Here is a 19,481-nt window from a genome sequence, read left to right on the forward strand (position 1 = left end):
CTCTTATTTCTCTGTGTCCTCTGCTGCGTCCTCTGCGGTTTGTCTTCCGTAACTTTTGCGTAAGTCCTAATTAAAAAACAGTGAACAGTTAAGTTTTGTTTTTAGTACAGGGCGCGAAACGCTAAATATCAAACAGTCGAGGGAAATAATAAAATGAGTCGCTTACAACTTTCTAGAACAACGGGTGTCCTGTTTATTGTCTTCTCCATTCTGCTCAATATACCGTACTTGCTGCTGATTCAGAATTTTGAGTACGACGATATATTACGCAAACCTACAGCTTACGTCTTAACTCAGTTCCATGCAGGCGGGACTAGACTCATCTTAACTTGGTTTGTTTTTGGTCTGACGGCATTGCTGTTTATCCCAGTCAGTGCGCTACTCCAGAAAGTACTGGGACGCGAAGATACCCCGTATCTTACCGCCGCTACCCTATCAGGAGTGGTTTCCGGTGCGCTACAGTCGGTTGGGCTAATGCGCTGGGTGTTTGTGATCCCTGTCTTGGCTAAGTTATATGTCGATCCAGATGCTAGTCAAGTAACCCGCGAGTCGGTTGCAGTCGTCTACCAAGCAGTTCATCAATATGGCGGCGTTGTCATCGGCGAACAAATCGGGCAACTTCTGCTTGCTTTCTGGACGTTAGGAGTTGGTATGGCAATGCTCAAATCTCCCCTTTTCAAACCTTGGGTTGGCTGGATGGGTTTAGCAACGGTACCCTTTTTGATTTTTGGACAAAGCGAGTTACTTGCAACGGTTATTCCATCCACTCCTACATGGGAAGTCACTCCCGTTGGTTTCATCATCTGGGAAATCTGGCTGGTTGTCATCGGGGTATTCCTGATAAAAGCAGCCAAGAAACGGGTAGCTGTAAATCTTCAATGATTTCAGGTATGGGTTCGTAATATCATATCCGGATTAACACTTATAAAAAGCGAAGAACCTCACCCGCCTCCCTTCCCATTAGTGTCAACAATCACGTTCAAACTTTTATTCCACGTTGATTTACCCCACCCCCAACCCCTCCCCTTGGTAAGGGGAGGGGAGGTTTTGGCGCAAGACAAACGCACGTACGAAATAATAGGCTTTTTAAGCCTCTCCCCGCTTCGGGGAGAGGTTTGGAGAGGGGTCAAATCAGGATATATCGAACTCACGTTGCGGTAATTCATATCATGTCCGCTCAATTACTGACAAATCCTGGAAAACCCCACCCCGCCAAAGCGTAGCTTTGGCTCCCCTCCCCGCAAGCGGGGAGGGGTTAGGGGTGGGGTTCTATAATTATGGGTAATTTGCCGGACATCATATCATCGGTGTGCATCTGTCCCTTCGCTTCGCTCGAGGGCAAGGTTAATCTGTGGTTCAACTTCATTCAAATGAGAATTGCTAGTTCACATTCCCCATTTATTCAAGAAGTCGGGAATTTGTTGTTCACAAATCATTCAGAATTGACCATCGCTTCTTTATCAATTTTCCATCACCGATCGCTGTCTGTTTCTAACTCCAAATTCGACCACGACGAAAGGGCTTATCTGGCTCAGTTTTCTCAGCTTGGGCTTTGAGCATTTCTTGCCACCAAAATCCATAATCTTCAAGCCCGGTGGCTAACAAGTGGCGTTCAACCTCTTTGCTTGTAGAAGAATCAGTGGTTTCAGATGCTGGCGTTGGTGTAACAGGTGCTTGTATTGGCAACTCAGATTGTGCCCAAGTGGCATTCCCAGAGATAGTGCCGTGATTATTATTGCTAGTTTTATCGTGGACTGTATTGCCAGTGCCTTCATCTAAGAGCCAGTAGGCTACTAACCCTGGTTCATTACCCACTAGACGGTGAGATTTATTAGCTTGAATTTCTTCTTTTGAGCGAATTGAATTCCAGATGCGGAGTTCAGCAATTGAACCGTGCCAATATTCGCCATTTTGATTCTTACCAATATAAGCAGAGTCGCTGCTATTGTTAGCTGGCTGAGTTCCAGCGACAGTCTGCAACAGTTCGCCGTTTAGATAAAAATGGGCGTGGTTGTTGTTATCTAAAACAACTGCTAAATGATACCAAGTATCTATCGCAAGCTGGGCTTGGGTTGTGTCGTAATCTCGTTTCTTTAAAGTGGTAAATCGAATTTGGCTACCGTTTAAACCAAAGGCATAAGCTGGAAATTTGGCAAATATTCTTTGAACACCACTCAATTTTTTAGTTTTTACCCAAGCTTCGATAGTAAACTTGTTTGGTAAATTAAAAGTGTTATTGTGCTTGATTTCTACAAAATCATCTTGTCCATCAAAATCTAGTACTGTGGGCAGGGCTGGGGTCTGGTTTTTTTGAGAATTTTTAGCCATAGTTTCAACAACTCTTCAATTTCAATCGTTTCATCATTACTGTTTGACTGTACCTAACATAAACTCTCCAACAGAAGATTCTTCGTAGTAATCTATTCCTGTTGCTTTAGCAAACAAATCGGAATTGCCACTCCCCAAAGCACAGGGAGCTAATTTCATTGCTGTTGTCACTAAATAAAAACTTTGATACAAAACACCAACGTGCTTTAAAATTGCCGCGTAAGCCATGGATTGATACTTCCAAAAAAATCTGCAAAATCTAGCAGTAATTATTACTAAAATTTGCGGAATGACTTGCTTTGCACAAGCGTGATAAGCATCTGTAAATAAAGCTTCGATTGCTGGGTTCCATTCAGAAACTAGCTCTAGTTCATGAGAACCAGGTCGATAATGATATACCGCTGCTTCTAGTCCCTCACAGTAGTTAACTATTGGATATATCTCTAATTCATAAATAGCACCTGCTCCTGGATAGGGACGGCGGCTCAATTGTCCCTTTTCTTTTAAGTCAATTATTTCTTTTACCCTAGCACAGCGATAGAGCAATTCTCCTAATTGTACTAGGGTAATTGGGTTTTCGTCATACTCTCGAATTGACTTTCTCGATTCTAAGGCTTGAGTTAAAGAAATATCAGTTTTAGCTAAATCTTCTAGGTTAGGTTTATATAATTGAATTACCTTATCACTTATGGGTGGTTTGATTACGGGTAGAGGTTCAATTTTTTCCAAAAAGCGGTAGGTTGCCCCTATCGGTTTACTATGTCTTCCTTTACGACTGCGACTGTGAAAGAGGAGGTCATGAAATTCCCATTGCATGATATGAGAATTTTCTGTCTCTAAGGATAACATTTGAGTGGCTAATAGTAGACTAAGAAATTGTTGCCCTAGTTCTTCTGTGATGTCGGCAATTCCCTCTACTAATGTGGCGCTAGTTTGAGGCTGAGATAATTTAGTAATCAGGGCTGCTGCTCGCCAATCTAATAAAATTATTTTAGCTTGAGATTGGGGAGATTCTAAAATCATTTCTCCGTCTACTTTATGCAAATAAGCAAAGCGAGATAGAGTAAATGATTGTTGTTGCCAATCAATTTCTGGACAGTGAAATTGATAATCTCCTGTCAGAGGGATGGCGGTAGCAAGCGGTAAAACTGAATGACAAATCCAGCCAAAATAAGTAAGTTTTTCTAAGTAGGTATCAAATTTATTTCTCTCCTCAACGCCATCAGTTTCTACAACTATCTGTCTAAGTTGAGAGAGAGTAGTAGGGGAATGCTTAAGATGATGTAAAGCAGTTTGTAATCCAAGTTTAGGGTGAGAAAAGGTTAAATTACAAAAATTAGATTGCAGGAGGATTCGCTCATCTTCTGGAATTAAGGCGATTCCTTTTCCCAAAGAAAGGGTAAAAAATGAATTCATAGTACTGGCAAAAATGTAAGATTGAGTAGGAAATACACGTAGGGTGCGTTATGCCTTTGGCTAATGCACCATCCGGCGGTTTTGGTGCCTTGCGCTGCGCGACAACACTACATATACTTAGTGGCTAATGCACCATCCGGCGGTTTTGGTGCCTTGCGCTGCGCGATAACACTACATATACTTAGTGGCTAATGCACCATCTGGCGGTTTTGGTGCGTTACGCTGCGCGACAACACTACATATACTTAGTGGCTAATGCACCATCCGGCGGTTTTGGTGCGTTACGCTGCGCGATAACACTACATATACTTAGTGGCTAATGCACCATCCGGCGGTTTTGGTGCGTTGCGCTGCGCGACAACACACCCTACAATCTTGAGAGTAGCGATCGCGTTAATTTACACAAATGGCATTGGGATCGGATTTAGCTGTTCTTCTGTTAATGGTGCAGGAAACTTGCCCATTTTTGCAGGGACATCATAAAGTCGTCCTGGCGCAAGTCTCCACCAGAAATGTCGCAATCCTGGTACAATTACCTTGACGACACTTAAGCCGATATCTGGGCGAGTTTGATTCAGTACCAAAGTTTCCAATCCAGCATTTTTGGCAATTTCTACACAAGTCATGACATCTTCATATTTGAATTCAAAAAAGGTCACAATAATCTAAGAAATAAAATTCGGTTAGCTTGTTTATCGCGTGAAGATCCCCCCAACCCCCCGATAAATTGGGGGGCTATTTCCCTTCTTTACCCCCTTTTTAAGGAGGTCGCCGTTAGGCGGGGGGATCTTATCCAAACCGTATTGGGAGTGAGGGAGGGAGAGAGGGAAGTGTTTCTTGCATTCATAACGGGTGGTGCGCCGCCCGTGGGGCGCTTTCAAGGCAAATTTATGAAAAAAGATTTCTAAAAAAGCTCATAAACTGCTGCCAAAGAGAAGATGATGCCTTCTTGCTGACTCTAACTTGATTTAGCTCTGATAGAGAAGGAAATGCAGCAGACTGGGCATAAGGACCTTTTCGCAACGCCTGGGCTAAGGCGTTATTGTCTTCTCGCAAACCTTCATAGAAAAAGAAAACTTCCCCAGAAATACCACAAGGACGGTTATATTCAATAGCTTGCAACAAGTACTCTGGACTTATCCGGTAAGAACCAACTTTCATCAGAATTCCTGGTGCCAATTTCGACAGTGTAGCATCTGTAAATTGCTCGTGGACCAGCTTATCAACAATACCTTTGTAACTGAGGAAATCACGGCGATAGATTTGCGGATGGATAATATCTACCAGCCCTCGTTGCAGCCAAGTGGGTGAATCTTGCAGGTACTCCTTATATGCCCAATCATGAATATTAGGGGCAATTGATATCAGCAGGTTGGAATTAATAGCTTTGACTTCCTGATAGAGACGGGCAAGGAATTCTGTGAGAATATCAGCACGCCACTGCAACCATCGCCCGTCCTTGAAGTTTTTTGGCGGAGATTCACCAAACTGCTGACGGTAGCGTTCCACAGTTCCTGAGTCATAGCCACCTTCGCTTGGTAATGCAGGCAAGCGGTCATCAGCTTGGATGCCGTCCACATCATAATTTTGTACGACTTCCAATATGAGATTTAACATGAAACTTTGGACTTCCGGGTCAAGGGCATTCAGCCATTCAAACCCGTTTTTCTTCAGCAAGTTACCCTTACTGTCACGGGCAGTCCATTCAGGTTTTTTTGCCAGCAGTGGTCCACCATTCAAATTGTAGGAACTGGCGAATCCGTATTCAAACCAAGGAATGACTTTTAGCCCAACCCGCCGCGCCTCAATCACCAGTTCTGCCAAAGGATCGCGCCCAACAAATTGCGGGTTAATTTCTATATCAAAGGTTTGCCGCATTAATTGACTGGGATACATTGTCGCCCCCCTATTCCAAACAACAGGGAAGACCACATTAAATCCCGTCTCGGCGAGGAAGTCCATCGCTGCCGCAATATTTTGCCGAGAATCGAAAAGTTTGCTATCGGTGGTGGTTAGCCAGACGCCGCGTATTTCTACTTTTGCCATGCGCCTTTTAATAATGTGTTCGGGGTATTCAATAAACTTTCCTGGGATTGGGGATTGGGGATTGGGGATTAGGGATTAGGAAGAAAAGTTAAAAGTTAAAAGTTAAAAGAAATATTGAATTGTTCTTTCTTTTTACTTTTTCCTTGGTTCTTTTTACTTTATTTCCCAGTCCCCAGTCCCCAATCCCCGTTCATTTTTCTACCAAGTATATGCTGAGAGCCTCTAGCCGGGGGATGAAAGCTGACGGCTGCTTAAAAGCCGCCAGTGTTTACTTAGAACGCTGGTCTTCAATGTATCGCTTAACCACTTCAGTGCTGACTTGACCAGTTGAAGCAACAAAGTAGCTAGGACTCCAAAGGCAAGGCATTTTTTTAAGTTCTGGAAACTCCTGTCTCAGGTGATGAGACGCTCTCCCTTTAATCCATCGGGCAATATCAGAAGGTGATTCATGAGGCGGGACATTCAGGAAGCAGTGTACCTGGTCGGGCATAATTTCAAGTGCTATGAGTTTCCATCCATGTTCGGTCACTAGTTCAAAGATAATTTCCTGGAGCCTAGTAGCCACTTGATTGACCAGTACTGCTTTGCGGCGTTTTGGGCAAAATACAAAGTGATAATTCAAAGATGATATAGAACCTTCAGCGCGTCGGTACTCATAATCTTTAGGTGAAAGTTTAGACATCTTCCGGAATCTTTTAGTTATAATATGTATTTAATACTATAGCTAAATACATATATTTGTACAAAACACAACAGATTAGACTGACTGACGCTATCAATGATGAAACTAACAATTTCTTGATTTTGCTTTGTGAACAAGCAAGCAAGCTTTCAAATGAGGTTGTTTATTCAATAAGACAGAAGCATTTTGAGACTTGCGAGCGTGTTGAATTCTTCGATAAGGATGGTTTTTACCGTTCTGGGTTCAAGCTCAAGAAGATTAGTGTTGATAGTTATGCTTCATTGTGCAAAGAATTTGCAGCAAGCCAACACTATCAAATCCTGGGAGGACAACAAGCGCAACAAACAATTAAGTCAGTCATTGAAAGTTTTCGCTCTTACAATGAACTGCTGCCATTGTTCTTTAATGGAGAACTGAAGGCTAGACCGCGTATTCCTGGTTATCGCAAAGATGGATTAACTGTCGTCACATTTCCTGTTCAAGCCGTGAAACTAGACATAGAAACAGGGATGTGTCGTTTAGCAATTTCACGGGAGTTATCCAAGGATAAGGATATCTTAAGCGATGTTTGGATTCCTGGAGGATACGGATTTAAGCCTCATCAACTGGTCGAGGTTCGTATACTACCGCGTAACCGTGAGCTATATGCTGAGTACGTTTACAAGTCTGGAAACGAGGGCGTAAGCTGCTTGCTAGGACTAGATTACGAAGAAGCGCTGGGGATAGATCCAGGAACTAACAATTGGTTAACTTGTGTTTCAACACTGGGTAAATCTTTGATCATTGATGGCAGGCAACTCAAATCCCTTAACACCAATTACAACCGCAAGGTCAAAAAGATTAAAACAGGAAAGCCACAGGGATTTTGGAGTGAAGAACTAGCCAGTCTTGCAGAACTGCGTAACCGTCAGATGCGGGACGCTATTAATAAGACCGCTAGATTCATTGTCAACTATTGCCTTAACCATAAAATTGGTAACGTGGTGTTTGGTTGGGGTCAGGGAGTTAAAGACAAAATAACTCTAGGGAGACGCAATAATCAAAATTTTGTACAAATTCCGACTTCTAAACTTAAAGAGCGTATTCGACAACTGTGTGAAGAAATCGGGATTCAGTTTACTGAAACCGAGGAGAGTTACACCAGTAAGACGAGCTTTTTAGATGGTGATTTCTTGCCAAAATTTAACGGTGAAAAACCCGGAAGCTGGAAACCATCAGGTAAGCGAGTTAAGCGTGGAATGTACAAGACCAAGAATAATTTGGTTATCAATGCTGATTGCAATGGTGCAGCCAACATCCTAGTCAAAGTAAAAACACAGTTAGGCTTATGTCTAGCCAAGGTAATAAGGGAAGTTTTGACCCTTCCCAAACGGTATAACGTATTCAGCTCACTGAAGAAAATATATCGTAAACGTAGCGAAGCAGGGCTTTTAGCCTGCTTCGCTACATCAGTTTAGAATCCTCTTGGCTTTAGCCGGAGGAGAGGTCAACTTCCTATGACTATCCGACTATACCGCGCCTGAATCACCATGTAACCACCGTAAGCAACTAAACCCAGCGCCACAATACCCAAAAGCCAAGGACCATAAGGTTGTTGCGCGATCGCCTGTAACGCCTCACCTAAACCTCCCGCTTGGCTGGCGTCAGACTGAGTTGCTGCTTGAATCAAAAACCAACCAATAATACAGAAAACTATCCCTCGGGCTACCAAACCAAATCTGGAAATACCCATTACCAATTTGCGTTCAGAATCGTCCAATTCATACAAATCTAATTTTCTACGAAACTTCCCACTAAAAGCTTCATAAAACTCATAAAAACCCAAACCAATAGTAAACGCTCCAACCGCCCCAACTAACCATTGACCAAAGGGCTGAGAAAGTAATCGGGCTGTCCAATCTTGTCTAGAATTACTATTACCACCACCGTCCGAACCGAGGATAATTTGGACAGCGCTTAAAGCTATACCAGCGTAGATTAAACCATTGATTGCATAACCAACTCGCTGTGCCAAACCTTTGGCATCTGTGCCTTTATGTTCTGGGTCTTTGATTGCTTGCACAAAACGAAAAATCACGTATCCAATTAACCCAATAGCCACCAAAGCTAGCAAAAACTCTCCAAATGGCTGATTGACAATTTCTTGGAGAGCGCCTTCTGTATCAGTCGTTTTACCACCACTACCAAAAGCTGCTTGTGCTGCCAGTAGTCCAACAACACTGTAAACTACTCCTTTGGATATATAACCAAATCTAGCTAATCGCTCCACCCACAAAGAAGGATGTTGTGTTATTTGCTGTGTCATAATATTTCAGTTTAATTATGGATAAGTATTTAGCAAAAATCACCCATAATATACATCTACCAAAGGAATAATTTTAAATATAATATGAAGATTTGTTGAGTAATTTGTTCCTTCTCAAGTTAGTTTTGAATCTCAACAATTTTCGATAAAAGTTAATATTAATACTTGTATTTAAAGCCCAATTATCTACCTTTAAGAGTATAAATTATGTCAGTAGTAGAAGGTTCATGGCAGCACCAATACATCACGACAAACGGAGTGAAATTGCATTACGTCACTCAGGGAGAAGGTCCTCTCATGGTGATGCTGCACGGATTCCCTGAGTTTTGGTATTCGTGGCGGCATCAAATACCAGAATTTGCCAAAAACTATAAAGTTGTTGCCCTTGACTTGCGTGGCTACAACGACAGCGATAAGCCAAAAAACCAATCAGCTTATGTGATGGATGAATTTGTCAGAGACGTTGAAGGGGTCATTAAGGGATTAGGATACGAAAAAAGTATTTTGGTGGGACATGATTGGGGTGGTTTGATAGCTTGGAATTTCGCTTACTCTCACCCTGAAATGGTAGAGCGTTTAATTGTACTGAATCTCCCTCATCCCGCCAAATTTGCCGAAGGCTTACGCACTCCTCAACAGTTGCTACGCAGCTCGTATATGTTCTTATTTCAATTACCAGCAATACCAGAATTTCTCATACAATCCTTTGATTATCAACCAGTTGAAACTGCTTTCAAAGGTATGGCGGTTAACAAGAGCGCTATCACCCAAGCGGATATTGAAGCTTACAAAGATGCTGCATCCAAACGGGGTGCCCTTACAGCAATGTTGAACTATTACCGCAACATTTTTCAACAGAGAATGATAAATCAAAAGTGGGGTGTTTTGGAAGTGCCAACGTTGATGATTTGGGGAGAAAAAGATACCGCGCTTGGCAAGGAATTAAGCTACGGCACAGAGGCTTATGTCAAAGATTTTCAAATTAAATATATTGCCAACTGTAGCCATTGGGTACAGCAGGAGGAGCCTCAATTAGTCAATCAGTACATACGAGAGTTTTTGGGGCGTTAATTTCTTAGTGATTTTTCAAAGATGCCATTTATGGCGCTATAGATGTGAGTGAAATTGAGTTATGCACTTTGGGGCGATCGCATGACTGAGGACACTGAGTCGCTTTGCGACACGCACTCGCGTGAGTCCCTCTGGGACACGCTGCTTTGTGCCTCCCGGAGCGAGGAGCTTACGCGCCGAGAGTGCCTGCGCTTTGCGCTTACGTGCCACATCGCGCAATGTCACAGAAGGATGGACAGCGGGTTGGTTAATCGGTTGTGTTGCTGAGTACATCTAGCAACCTGCCGTAAGTGATGAGTGCGATCACTATGATCGCACCAACTCCAACTCGTGCGACTTCTAGATATCTATGCTTTCTTGTTTGAGTTACGACGCGAATTTTGAAATTGGTTAGTGTTGGAACCATTTTTCTCCTCCGAAAAAACATTTTCAAAAAAGTCCTAATAGATACATGCTCTAGAAAGACTACTTAATAGACCATATACCGCTTCATCGAATCCGGAAAAATCTGCCAGCCCTATTCTTCCGAAGACACTTAGCTTGATTCATATTTAGGGGCAAAGACAAAATAAAATGCAGATTCTTCTCCTGGCTCAGACGGACTCGCGTTCGTGGTTGATTCTTGGTATCGATGATTTCAAAGAAGCTCACTGCCCTTTGGGCAATCGTAGTAATTGACACTCCCCGGCGTAAACGCACGGGGATTCTACACTCTACGTCGTAACTTGCTCGCTTCTGGGTTTCCCCAATTAGCGTAGTGGTTCCGACTCCTGTAGCGTTACTTCGGGATTGCCCAACACTCACGCTTGTCGCGCAAGATTCAGAATATTTATCGCCGCATTCACATCTCTTTGTAGCTCGCATCCACAACTACATTTATGGGTACGAGTTGAGAGAGATTTTTTCACAATTGCACCGCAATCCGAACACTTTTGAGATGTCATTCTAGGATTGACGGAACCATGTCTAGTTTGGTAGAGGAATGGATTGACTCGTTACCCAACCCGGAGATAGCTCATTCCTCAAACATCTCTTCTTCTGTAGACCTGCGGTCAACTTAAGAGAAGAGATGCTTTCGTCACTCGCCGCCTTATATCCCCGCCCTAAAAGGGACGGGGATATAAGGCGCTTTCCGATAAGAAGGTAGGTTGAAAACCCTCGTGCTTGCACCAAGGATGAAAACCACTTTAAGGCAGGGTTTACCGTTTTATTCAAGTCAGAATGCTTTATTAAGAAGGCAGAAGTACGAAGGCAGAAGGCAGAAGGCGTCCCCACGAATGAATTCGGGGGATTTAATAAAGTTGCTACGCGTTTATTTTTCTCCATAAATAAATTCAGGGGCTTTAAACCTTATGGCAGAGAACAGAGGACTTATTTTTGTATCAAAGCTTACCTTCTTTCCTTCTGCCCTCTGCCCTCTGCCCTCTGCCTTTCTTCGGTAAGAAGAATCAATATCCACCGTTCTTCCAACCGAAAAATAAAACCCCCTTCCATGAAGTTAAGGGGGCAAAAAACGCTGTTGTAGATCTTCGGCAGACCAATGATTATTAGGTGCAGACGATATTGACTTATGCAGCAAGGGGGATCGCCCAAGGGGCAGTGCCGAACGCGAGTGCGTCTTTTGCTACACAGTTTTTGTGTAACTTGGAAATTAGTGTGTAAAATTTATTACAAAATCGGAGTGAAAAAGCACATCATCAGCAATGACTACAAATCTGTACTTCATCCAAATGAAAACCGCCATAAACAAATAACACCCTGTCTTCCAATCTCACACCACCTGATAGACAAAACTCAGACTTGCCCAATTATTCACATCTAACACATATGAGTCAGCCGCTGTGCCGTTCATATCCTTGACTGCACTGGCATTATGCAAATCTTGTAAAACGGCTTGTGCGACTTCTAAAGGGCTAATCAAAGGCTGTATGCGCTGTTGTTCTGCTTTGGGATGCTTAGCAGCTTCTAAAGCAGACAGAGATTGAGTAAAAGGTGCAGTACTAAAGATAAGTTGGGTTTCACTCAAGGAAGTTGGTCCTTGCACCACCCATTCAAAACCAGTAGTCGTTTGTGGTATCGTGAGCGTCTCCCCTGGAGAAATGACCATATCTTTGAGTACTGGTTTGATTTCCGATGAGTCTGATTCACTACTTTTGTACCAGGGAACCAGAGCGATCGCACTCCGACTGCTATTTAATCCCAACAGCATCAGATAAACAGGGCGATCGCTCATATTTTCCACTCGATACTGTATCTTACTACCGACACTTACAGTAGGAATACCACCGAGTTCAGGATTGAATGGTTTCTTGCTTGATGTTTCAGTGCTTTGGGTTCGCAGTGTTTCTCGTTGTATCACCGCCCGAGGCGTGAGGGTGCCAATGATTTCTAATGTTGCCTTGATTCCCAAGCGGGAGGATCCTGTATTCTCTGTGAGTCGCCATAATTTTGCCGCCAGCAAGGTTTGTAGTTTTGGTGCTAACCGCTGCGCGGCTACTTTGACTGCGTCTCCCGCTTCCCCTTCAGTATTAGGAATGAGTTCGCTACCAAGAGAAAATAAACCGTAACGACTGAGAGACACAACCGTAGGGTTAGTGGCTGCTAAATCTTTATTCTTCGCTTCTGGTAGTTTCCCAAACACGTAATCTGCTGGCTGTTCTCCCGCTACTACGCTTGACACATGGGCGATTGTTGCAAAGGCACTTGTTGCATCTACGCGCTCAATTCTTTCTAGTCCAGTATCAAGAGCAACCGTTAAACCTATATTCCGAGGAATAACTCGCACAGCTTCCTGAACAAGTTGCCCGACTTGTGGGGAAGTCGTACCCTCAAGATTGGAAATTAGCGCTTTTGCTGTTAACCCTGCACGTGATCGGAACTGTAGAGACGCGCTACCTCTCGTCTCTACATTTAACCCTTCTTTTGTCACCAGAGTCAGTCGGGAATTCACTCCGTAGTATTCCAGGACTTGTGGAGGGAGTCCTCCCAGCCACAGTAAAACTGTTTTCCCGTCGTCCTCAATTCCTGTGACGACTCCTTCTGCCGCAGAAGTACTGTTTGGCAGCAAAATATCTGCTATCGGCGTCCGAAAAAGCTGATTTTTCTTATCTAGCAATAGTGCTGGCTGCTGTTTCGTACTTCCCAACTGCTGGACAGAAGCACCCACATGAGAAAGACAGACTTGAATTGTCGTTGCTGGTGTGGCTTCCCACAAGTACTGCGTTAAGGTGTAGGTAAATAATCCAGCACTAAAACCAGACAACTGCTCCTCCCTTGCCAATTGCTTGGGATCAGAAGTTGCTGATAGCACAATAACTGGCTCTTTTGTGGCAACCTGCTCCTGTAGCTTACGTTGCAACTCAAGTTCTTCTGCTGACAGGATAGCTTGTTCTGGTACTGGACGGCTGCGAATTCGTAGACTCGTTGGCGGCAAGGTGGAACGTGTGTAGTAGCTCGTATCCAATACTGCTGTTACGTGATTCGTGGCTAGCGATCGCAACATCAGCAGTAGCGTTTCTTCCAATATATAGTTGACATTATTTGCTTGTGAGCGTTCAATGCCATTAACTGGAACTAGAGCGTTTTGTGTTTCTTGCATTTCCAACTTGGCACGGCTACCATAGCCACTGTAGTGAAACACGACCACATCGTCAGGTCTAGCTTGTTTCACCAGATGCTCGAAAAAAGCCGTCTCGATAGATTCCCTCGTCGCTTTTTCATTTGTTAATGAAATAATGTCTGAGGGTTGGAAACCAAAGCGGTGAATCAAAAGTTCCCTTTGCAGATCCACATCAGTTAGACAACCGAGCAGACCTGGTTGTTCTGGGTACTGATTAATACCTACTAATAAAGCCAATTTACGTGGTATGGGTTGTGCCAAAGCTTGGTAATAGCGATTTCCAAGGGTCAACCACTCAGCCTGCGCTGCACCCAATACCGTAAGTATAGAGCCAAGCCTTTGTAAAAATGTTCGCCGCTTCATAGTTAGCTAACAGCCCTCAGTCCATCAGCTATAGCTTATAGGGCTGAGGTCTGTAGTGTAAAGTAACGTTTTATACTTTATTTTTTGCCTTGAATGTGCTTTAAATATCGTAAGTATGGACTGGTATTTGCATTGCCCGTGCCAATTCTGCCGCCACCTCTGGACGGGAAAATTCTGGTGGAGGTAACTCACCTCGGCGCAGCATTTCCCGCACCTTTGTTCCCGAAAGATGAATGCGCTCTTCCGGAAGACTAGGACTTGTTTTACTCGTTGCCATTTGATGGGTACGCGTGCAGTAAAAGGCGTGTTCAAACATCATCGGCACAATGCCCAGTTCTTCAGGCTTAAATTCATCAAAGATATGCTGAGCATCATAAGTGCCGTAGTAATTACCTACTCCAGCGTGATCTCGTCCGACGATAAAGTGAGTACAACCGTAGTTCTTGCGAATCAGAGCGTGGAAAATTGCCTCCCGAGGACCAGCATAACGCATAGCCGAGGGATTAATTGCTAAAAGGACGCGGTTATGGGGGTAGTATTTCTCCATCAAAATTTCGTAACAGCGCATCCGCACATCTGCGGGGATGTCATCTTCTTTCGTCGCTCCAACCAATGGGTGCAAAAATAGACCATCCACAATTTCCAAAGCGCACTTTTGGATATATTCATGAGCGCGGTGGATGGGGTTGCGAGTTTGGAACCCAACAATAGTTTTCCAGCCCATTTCCTGAAACAACTGCCGAGACTCGACGGGATCAACTTGGTATTTTGGAAATAGAGGATGAGGCTCGCGTTCTAATAACCACACATCACCTGCTAAATTTACAGAACCTTGATTGTAGAGTACCTTTACACCAGGATGGTTTGAATCATTGGTTCGATAAACATGAATAGCTTCACGGATCTTGTCGTAGTGGTATTTTTCTGTAAGTTCCAATACCCCGATATATTGACCAGCACGATTATCTAAACGAATCAAACCACCTTCTTGCAAGGGGGCGGCGACTTCTTCACTAACCGAGAGTGTAACCGGTATTGACCAAACCGTTCCGTTCGCTAGCCGCATTTCTGTAACAACACGGTTGTAGTCCTCCTGATTCATAAAACCACTCAGTGGACTAAAACCACCAATTGCAATCATTTGCAAATCTGATACCGCCCGATCATCAAGTTGCACTCGCGGTAGAAAGTCGGCTTTTGAGAGAAATACTTGTTTTTGGTCAGGTGTAGCGATGCGATTCACCAATTGCCCACCATGAGGGGCTATACTGTCAAAATTATAACTCAAGGTAGTCCTTTGTTTGCGATAACTACATTTTTTTTAAAGCTATGTATAACTTACCAAACCGTAGGCACGTATAGAGCAAAGATTATAGTTATTCGCAAATAGAAAGTAGGAAAAGATGAGGGGGATGAGGGGGATGAGGGGGATGAGGGGGATGAGGGGGATGAGGGAGAGATTCCAACTTTTGAATTTTGAATTGATTTGTCCCCTTGCTCTCCTACTCCTGATTCCCCATACCTCATTCATCATCTAGCTAAATTGTTCAATGATCCCGCCACCCAACACTTTGTCGCCGTCGTACCAAACTGCAGCTTGTCCGGGGGTAATGCTAAACTGAGGTTCATCAAATACTACGCGGACACGGGAGTTTTCCAAGGGAATGACTGTTACTGGTACAGGAGTTGAACGGTAGCGAATTTGAACTTCAGTGCGAATTGGGGTTGATGGTTCGGACATAGATACCCAATTGACACGTCCTACAGTGCATTCGGGTTGAGTTGCTTTGGTGCGATCGCCCACAATCACTCTATTGTTCACTGCATCCAATTCAATCACATACAACGGTTCAGCAGCGGCGACCCCCAAGCCTTTACGTTGCCCTATCGTGTAATGATGGACACCATCGTGTTGACCGAGCACTTTGCCTGTGGGATCAACGATATCGCCTTTTTTGGGCGCAAGATATTTATCAAGAAACGCTCGCATTGAACCGTTGCTTTCCACTAAGCATAAGTCCTGGCTTTCTGGCTTATCTGCTGTTTTCAAACCGTGTTCTGTGGCAAGACGACGAGTGTCAGTTTTTTGAAGTTCTCCTAGAGGGAATACGGTGCCTGCTAGTAAATCTTGCGACAAGTCATAGAGAAAGTAGGACTGATCCTTATTGCGGTCAAGTGCTCGTAATAACTGGTAACGTCCAGTTGCTTGATCATACTGAATGCGGGCATAATGACCGGTGGCAATGCGATCGCATTCTAAATTTTCGCGAGCATACTGCAACATCGGACCAAATTTCACAGTTTTATTGCACTGCGAGCAAGGCAAAGGAGTGATCCCAGTGCTGTAACCGGCTACCAGGTAATCAACGATATTGGTCTGAAAGACATCGCGAATATCAACAATATGATGGGGAATGCCCAGTTGTTCGCAAATTCTAGCCGCGTCAATCATACCTTCAGAGCAGCATTGACCTTTCCCTTTCATCAGCCAAAGGGTCAGACCAATAACTTCATAACCTTGATCGTGCAAAATGGCTGCTGCGGTGGAACTGTCTACGCCACCAGAAAGACCAACGACTACTTTGTTCATCTCCAAAAGAATTGCTAGGCTACTGGTTCTAGCTTAACACTGTCAACCAAAGGCTTATCATAAGGCACAAAGCTAAACAGTGAAATATTGCTGATAAAGGTTTTACTTACCTAAAGAGTGAAAATCCCCCATTCTCAGATTCCCGATTTCTTTAAAGAAGTCGGGAATCTTAATTGTTCACAAATGATTTAGGATTGCTATATTAAATTTGTTATTCCTACTTCATTGTTTATTCCTTCTTAAGTTTTGCTACTACTAAGCTGTCAAGATTAAAAGAACTGCATACAGTCAACAGTTAGAATACTTGAGCGCACGACGCTGATTTCTTCTTTTTTAATTTTGAATGTCGTACCTTATGAATTGCTTATGTCTGGTGCAATACCTTGTCAATTTATAGCATCTACCAGTTTCAGCCGATTATCAACACTAAATCCTTTACGGTTCCATATTTTCTTTTTTCGACTACACTCCATCTTGCTTCTAGTGCTGGGAGGATGTTTGCTGTTTATTGCCGACTCCACCCAAGCATATGCCCAAATCAAAACAAGTGAGGTTTTGCTGACTCAAAGGGTGTATCAAGACTTACCGCCACCTCCCAATGTCCCAGTGGTTCCTTATGGTCAAGAGCCATTACCGCAGGTGCCGACAGGAGAGCCATTTTCCACAGACGCCCAAAATACTATAGAATTCCGAGCACCGTCAAATCAATATAATCAAAACTTTGGGCGCTACCAGGTCTACGTTTATGGCAGTAATTTGCGGCGACAACTGCCAGATGTACGTGACATCGTACCAGATGCCTTCATAAAACGGTTAGGAAGACGTGATGTCATTCAGGCAGGAGTTTTTCGCAGCGAATCAGGTGCCCGAGCGAGAGTTAGACAGTTGCAATCCAGGGGTATAGGTAACACACGAATCGCCAGCAACAACGGACAAGACATACCCAATTATCCTGATACAGGAGATTATAACGGGTATCCTGGAGGCGATTATGGCGGGAAAAGGTCTAACAATTATTACGTTGTGATTCCTGCCAAGTCGGAAGAGTTACCCTACTATAGGTACGAAATCAAACGCTATGTAAGACGACCAGATGTAGCCGTTATCCCCAGAGATGAACCGCGAGGACCACACGTAGCAGTTGGACCATTTGCCAAACGTTGGCTGGCAGAAGAGTGGAACAACTATCTGCGGCGAGATTCAAGATTTGGTAATGCCAGGGTTTACTACGGAAGGTAAAAAAGATCGGGGGACGTACCGTTTTTGTCCGGGCATTCATCCCACGCTCCCCTACGGGTGAACCGTGGGATGAATGCCCGAATTAGCTAAAACGTCTTTCAATGCACTGATTGAAGGTGCAAAAAAGTAGCCCCCTCCAGTCGGAATCACCCAGTCTTGCATGAGCTTAATGGTTTCAGTTGAATTATCACTACCAGTAAGTTTTAATGAACGTGCGCGGCTACCTGCATTCTCTTGCTGACCGATAATTGGATCGGGTCCAGCACCGGGAGGAGGTAGATTATCTCTGTTCGCCCAACGGCGCATCAAAAACTCAAACTGCTCCTCAATTGATGCTTGGTAAGAAACAAACATCAGCCCTCGTTCTTCTTGTAGTTCTTCTATAGTGGGGTTTGCTGGATCTTTTATGGGAGATCCAAAAGCAATACCACGGCGGAGAACTAATCGAGTGAAAGTATCATTTGCTCCTCCTGTATCTGTAGCTGAGTCACGAGGATTGATTTTGCGAATGTGAGCGAAGTATGGACAAACTAGACCAGAAGAATCACTGCGAGCCTGAGGAAAATTATCACCTGGATAACTAGGTATTGGCACCAAGGAAACTGATTGAGAGGGAGTGACGTAAGAAAAATGATTATTCGCTAAGCTATCTTTTGCTAGGTCTTCGTTGTCACTGTTGGGCGATCGCATCAGGGGAGCACCACTGGGCCAACGTCCAACTAGTAGTGTGGCGAAGCGTTCGGGAGTCATGCCATTGAAACCAGGTTTTTGCGATAGTTCTGCTGCCTTGGTGTTAACAAAATTCCAGAAAGCCGGAACATCTTGACGCAACCGTCGCACAACCAAGTAAGAACCATTGTTTGCCCAAGCAGGACAGAGCGTGGCAGCAGGTAGAGGAGTTGTTGGCTCGTCGTGCTTCTGCTGTTTGTAACCAAAGACAAATTGACCGGGCCAAATTAAAGGTTGACCAGGTTTAGCAAATTGCTCAAACAGTTGGTCTTTTGGATCAAGCAGCCGTGGGGTGAGGAAATCTTCTGCTGAGTCGGAAACTAACCCCCGAATACCAGGGTGAGAAATTCCATCTTTGAATCCGAAATGCTCGTGTCCTGGTTTGTCAGGTCGAGTTATGCCGTGCTGTTCGTAGATGATTTCTAAGGCACTTTTGCCATCAACTTCACCTGTAGGTTTCGGCAAAGCTTGAATCTGTGCCTTGATGCGATTTAGTTCTGTATTGAGAGTTGTGATATCGTCACTGGCAACTATCAGCAGAATATCTGGGTATTTCTCTGGATTGTTGCCTCCTACCACCCAATTGTTAGGATGCCCATCTGAGCTAATATCTGCTGGATCGCCAAGGAATCCTGCTCGCCTGGGCATTCCTATCTTAAAGGCAGTGTCTTGAAATTTATTTACCTCATCTTGTGATGTGAGTTTTTTGATTCCCTCGCTGGTGAAAGCGATGTTCATCCAAGTAGCTATCATCCCTCTTGGATCTTCCCCCCTACGAGCACGCAAGGCACGAAACATTCTGTTGAATGCAAGCACTTCTGCAACATTAGCAATCGAGGGGATAATGCTGCGCAGCCAAGTTTTGCTGATATCTCGGTCGTGAATCTTAAGAAACAGGAAAGTTTGGAAGTCCTTGTTAAAGCCTGCCAGAATATTTCCCTGAATATCGTTAACTGCAAGTACCTCTTCCTGCAGTGGTTCCGCCATAAATTATGTTCTCCTTTATCAACAGACGAAATGTAAAGATGGTGTGTTAGGTTTGTCGCTAACACACCCATCAACCGTCTCAAAGAGGGTATGTTCTAGCCATTAC

At 44.0% G+C, this 19,481-nt stretch carries 18 protein-coding genes and 1 pseudogene; 4 read left to right on the forward strand and 15 right to left on the reverse strand.

The genetic code is table 11. The features are described from left to right. Positions 1-153 precede the first annotated feature (153 nt). Complete coding sequence (locus tag ACM0OZ_RS13380) at positions 154-882, forward strand: DUF4386 domain-containing protein (RefSeq protein ID WP_414583313.1); 729 nt, start codon at positions 154-156, stop codon at positions 880-882. 609 nt (positions 883-1,491) lie between these two features. Here the strand turns inward: ACM0OZ_RS13380 and ACM0OZ_RS13385 are convergent. From ACM0OZ_RS13385 to tnpA, 5 genes are all read right to left on the reverse strand, one after another. Continuing rightward, entirely contained in the window at positions 1,492-2,328 is an 837-nt protein-coding gene (locus ACM0OZ_RS13385) for a LamG-like jellyroll fold domain-containing protein (RefSeq protein ID WP_414583314.1), read from the reverse strand. 36 nt (positions 2,329-2,364) lie between these two features. Then, positions 2,365-3,744, reverse strand: a complete 1,380-nt coding sequence (locus ACM0OZ_RS13390) for a SagB family peptide dehydrogenase (protein WP_414583315.1) — start codon at positions 3,742-3,744, stop codon at positions 2,365-2,367. A gap of 398 nt (positions 3,745-4,142) precedes the next feature. Next, entirely contained in the window at positions 4,143-4,403 is a 261-nt protein-coding gene (locus ACM0OZ_RS13395) for a YcaO-like family protein (RefSeq protein WP_414583316.1), read from the reverse strand. A 229-nt stretch (positions 4,404-4,632) separates the two neighbouring features. Next, a complete protein-coding gene (locus ACM0OZ_RS13400) occupies positions 4,633-5,790 on the reverse strand; it encodes a glycoside hydrolase family 10 protein (RefSeq protein ID WP_414583317.1) in 1,158 nt (385 codons plus the stop codon). Positions 5,791-6,058: 268 nt separating this feature from the next. After that, complete coding sequence (gene tnpA, locus ACM0OZ_RS13405; RefSeq protein WP_096565616.1) at positions 6,059-6,472, reverse strand: IS200/IS605 family transposase; 414 nt, start codon at positions 6,470-6,472, stop codon at positions 6,059-6,061. Between the two features lie 56 nt (positions 6,473-6,528). Between tnpA and ACM0OZ_RS13410 the strand changes: the two genes are divergently transcribed. Beyond that, entirely contained in the window at positions 6,529-7,929 is a 1,401-nt protein-coding gene (locus tag ACM0OZ_RS13410) for an RNA-guided endonuclease InsQ/TnpB family protein (RefSeq protein WP_414583318.1), read from the forward strand. A 29-nt stretch (positions 7,930-7,958) separates the two neighbouring features. Here ACM0OZ_RS13410 and ACM0OZ_RS13415 read toward each other — a convergent pair whose 3' ends face one another. Then, a complete protein-coding gene (locus tag ACM0OZ_RS13415) occupies positions 7,959-8,777 on the reverse strand; it encodes a DUF1206 domain-containing protein (RefSeq protein WP_414583319.1) in 819 nt (272 codons plus the stop codon). A gap of 207 nt (positions 8,778-8,984) precedes the next feature. On the opposite strand from ACM0OZ_RS13415, the gene ACM0OZ_RS13420 reads away from it, so the two are divergent. Beyond that, the gene (locus ACM0OZ_RS13420) at positions 8,985-9,848 is read left to right on the forward strand and encodes an alpha/beta fold hydrolase (protein ID WP_414583320.1); all 864 of its coding nucleotides are present in this window, start codon (positions 8,985-8,987) and stop codon (positions 9,846-9,848) included. Between the two features lie 36 nt (positions 9,849-9,884). Here ACM0OZ_RS13420 and ACM0OZ_RS13425 read toward each other — a convergent pair whose 3' ends face one another. From ACM0OZ_RS13425 to mnmA, 8 genes and pseudogenes are all read right to left on the reverse strand, one after another. Next, on the reverse strand, positions 9,885-10,121 hold the full coding sequence (locus ACM0OZ_RS13425; RefSeq protein ID WP_414583321.1) for a hypothetical protein: 237 nt from the start codon (positions 10,119-10,121) through the stop codon (positions 9,885-9,887). Then, entirely contained in the window at positions 10,096-10,254 is a 159-nt protein-coding gene (locus tag ACM0OZ_RS13430) for a hypothetical protein (protein WP_414583322.1), read from the reverse strand. The genes ACM0OZ_RS13425 and ACM0OZ_RS13430 overlap by 26 nt, the downstream gene beginning before the upstream one ends. A gap of 335 nt (positions 10,255-10,589) precedes the next feature. Continuing rightward, a pseudogene (locus tag ACM0OZ_RS13435) lies at positions 10,590-10,807 on the reverse strand (zinc ribbon domain-containing protein); the annotation flags it as partial. 353 nt (positions 10,808-11,160) lie between these two features. Further along, entirely contained in the window at positions 11,161-11,307 is a 147-nt protein-coding gene (locus ACM0OZ_RS13440) for a hypothetical protein (RefSeq protein ID WP_414583323.1), read from the reverse strand. Between the two features lie 312 nt (positions 11,308-11,619). Next, positions 11,620-13,830, reverse strand: a complete 2,211-nt coding sequence (locus ACM0OZ_RS13445; protein WP_414583324.1) for a caspase family protein — start codon at positions 13,828-13,830, stop codon at positions 11,620-11,622. Between the two features lie 100 nt (positions 13,831-13,930). After that, positions 13,931-15,118 carry a sulfate adenylyltransferase gene (gene sat, locus ACM0OZ_RS13450; protein WP_414583325.1) on the reverse strand — a complete coding sequence of 396 codons (1,188 nt, stop codon included), beginning with the start codon at positions 15,116-15,118 and terminating at the stop codon, positions 13,931-13,933. A 50-nt stretch (positions 15,119-15,168) separates the two neighbouring features. Beyond that, positions 15,169-15,357 carry a hypothetical protein gene (locus ACM0OZ_RS13455; protein WP_414583326.1) on the reverse strand — a complete coding sequence of 63 codons (189 nt, stop codon included), beginning with the start codon at positions 15,355-15,357 and terminating at the stop codon, positions 15,169-15,171. A 7-nt stretch (positions 15,358-15,364) separates the two neighbouring features. After that, positions 15,365-16,420: a tRNA 2-thiouridine(34) synthase MnmA gene (gene mnmA, locus ACM0OZ_RS13460; protein WP_414583327.1), complete on the reverse strand. Its 1,056-nt coding sequence runs from the start codon at positions 16,418-16,420 to the stop codon at positions 15,365-15,367. A gap of 366 nt (positions 16,421-16,786) precedes the next feature. Between mnmA and ACM0OZ_RS13465 the strand changes: the two genes are divergently transcribed. Next, the gene (locus ACM0OZ_RS13465; RefSeq protein WP_414583328.1) at positions 16,787-17,659 is read left to right on the forward strand and encodes a hypothetical protein; all 873 of its coding nucleotides are present in this window, start codon (positions 16,787-16,789) and stop codon (positions 17,657-17,659) included. Positions 17,660-17,710: 51 nt separating this feature from the next. Here ACM0OZ_RS13465 and ACM0OZ_RS13470 read toward each other — a convergent pair whose 3' ends face one another. Beyond that, a complete protein-coding gene (locus ACM0OZ_RS13470; RefSeq protein WP_414583329.1) occupies positions 17,711-19,375 on the reverse strand; it encodes a Dyp-type peroxidase in 1,665 nt (554 codons plus the stop codon). Between the last annotated feature and the right edge of the window lie 106 nt (positions 19,376-19,481).

Origin of the sequence: Scytonema sp. PCC 10023 (assembly GCF_963920835.1) — a bacterium.
In the GTDB taxonomy this organism is placed as follows: Bacteria; Cyanobacteriota; Cyanobacteriia; order Cyanobacteriales; family Nostocaceae; genus Kalymmatonema.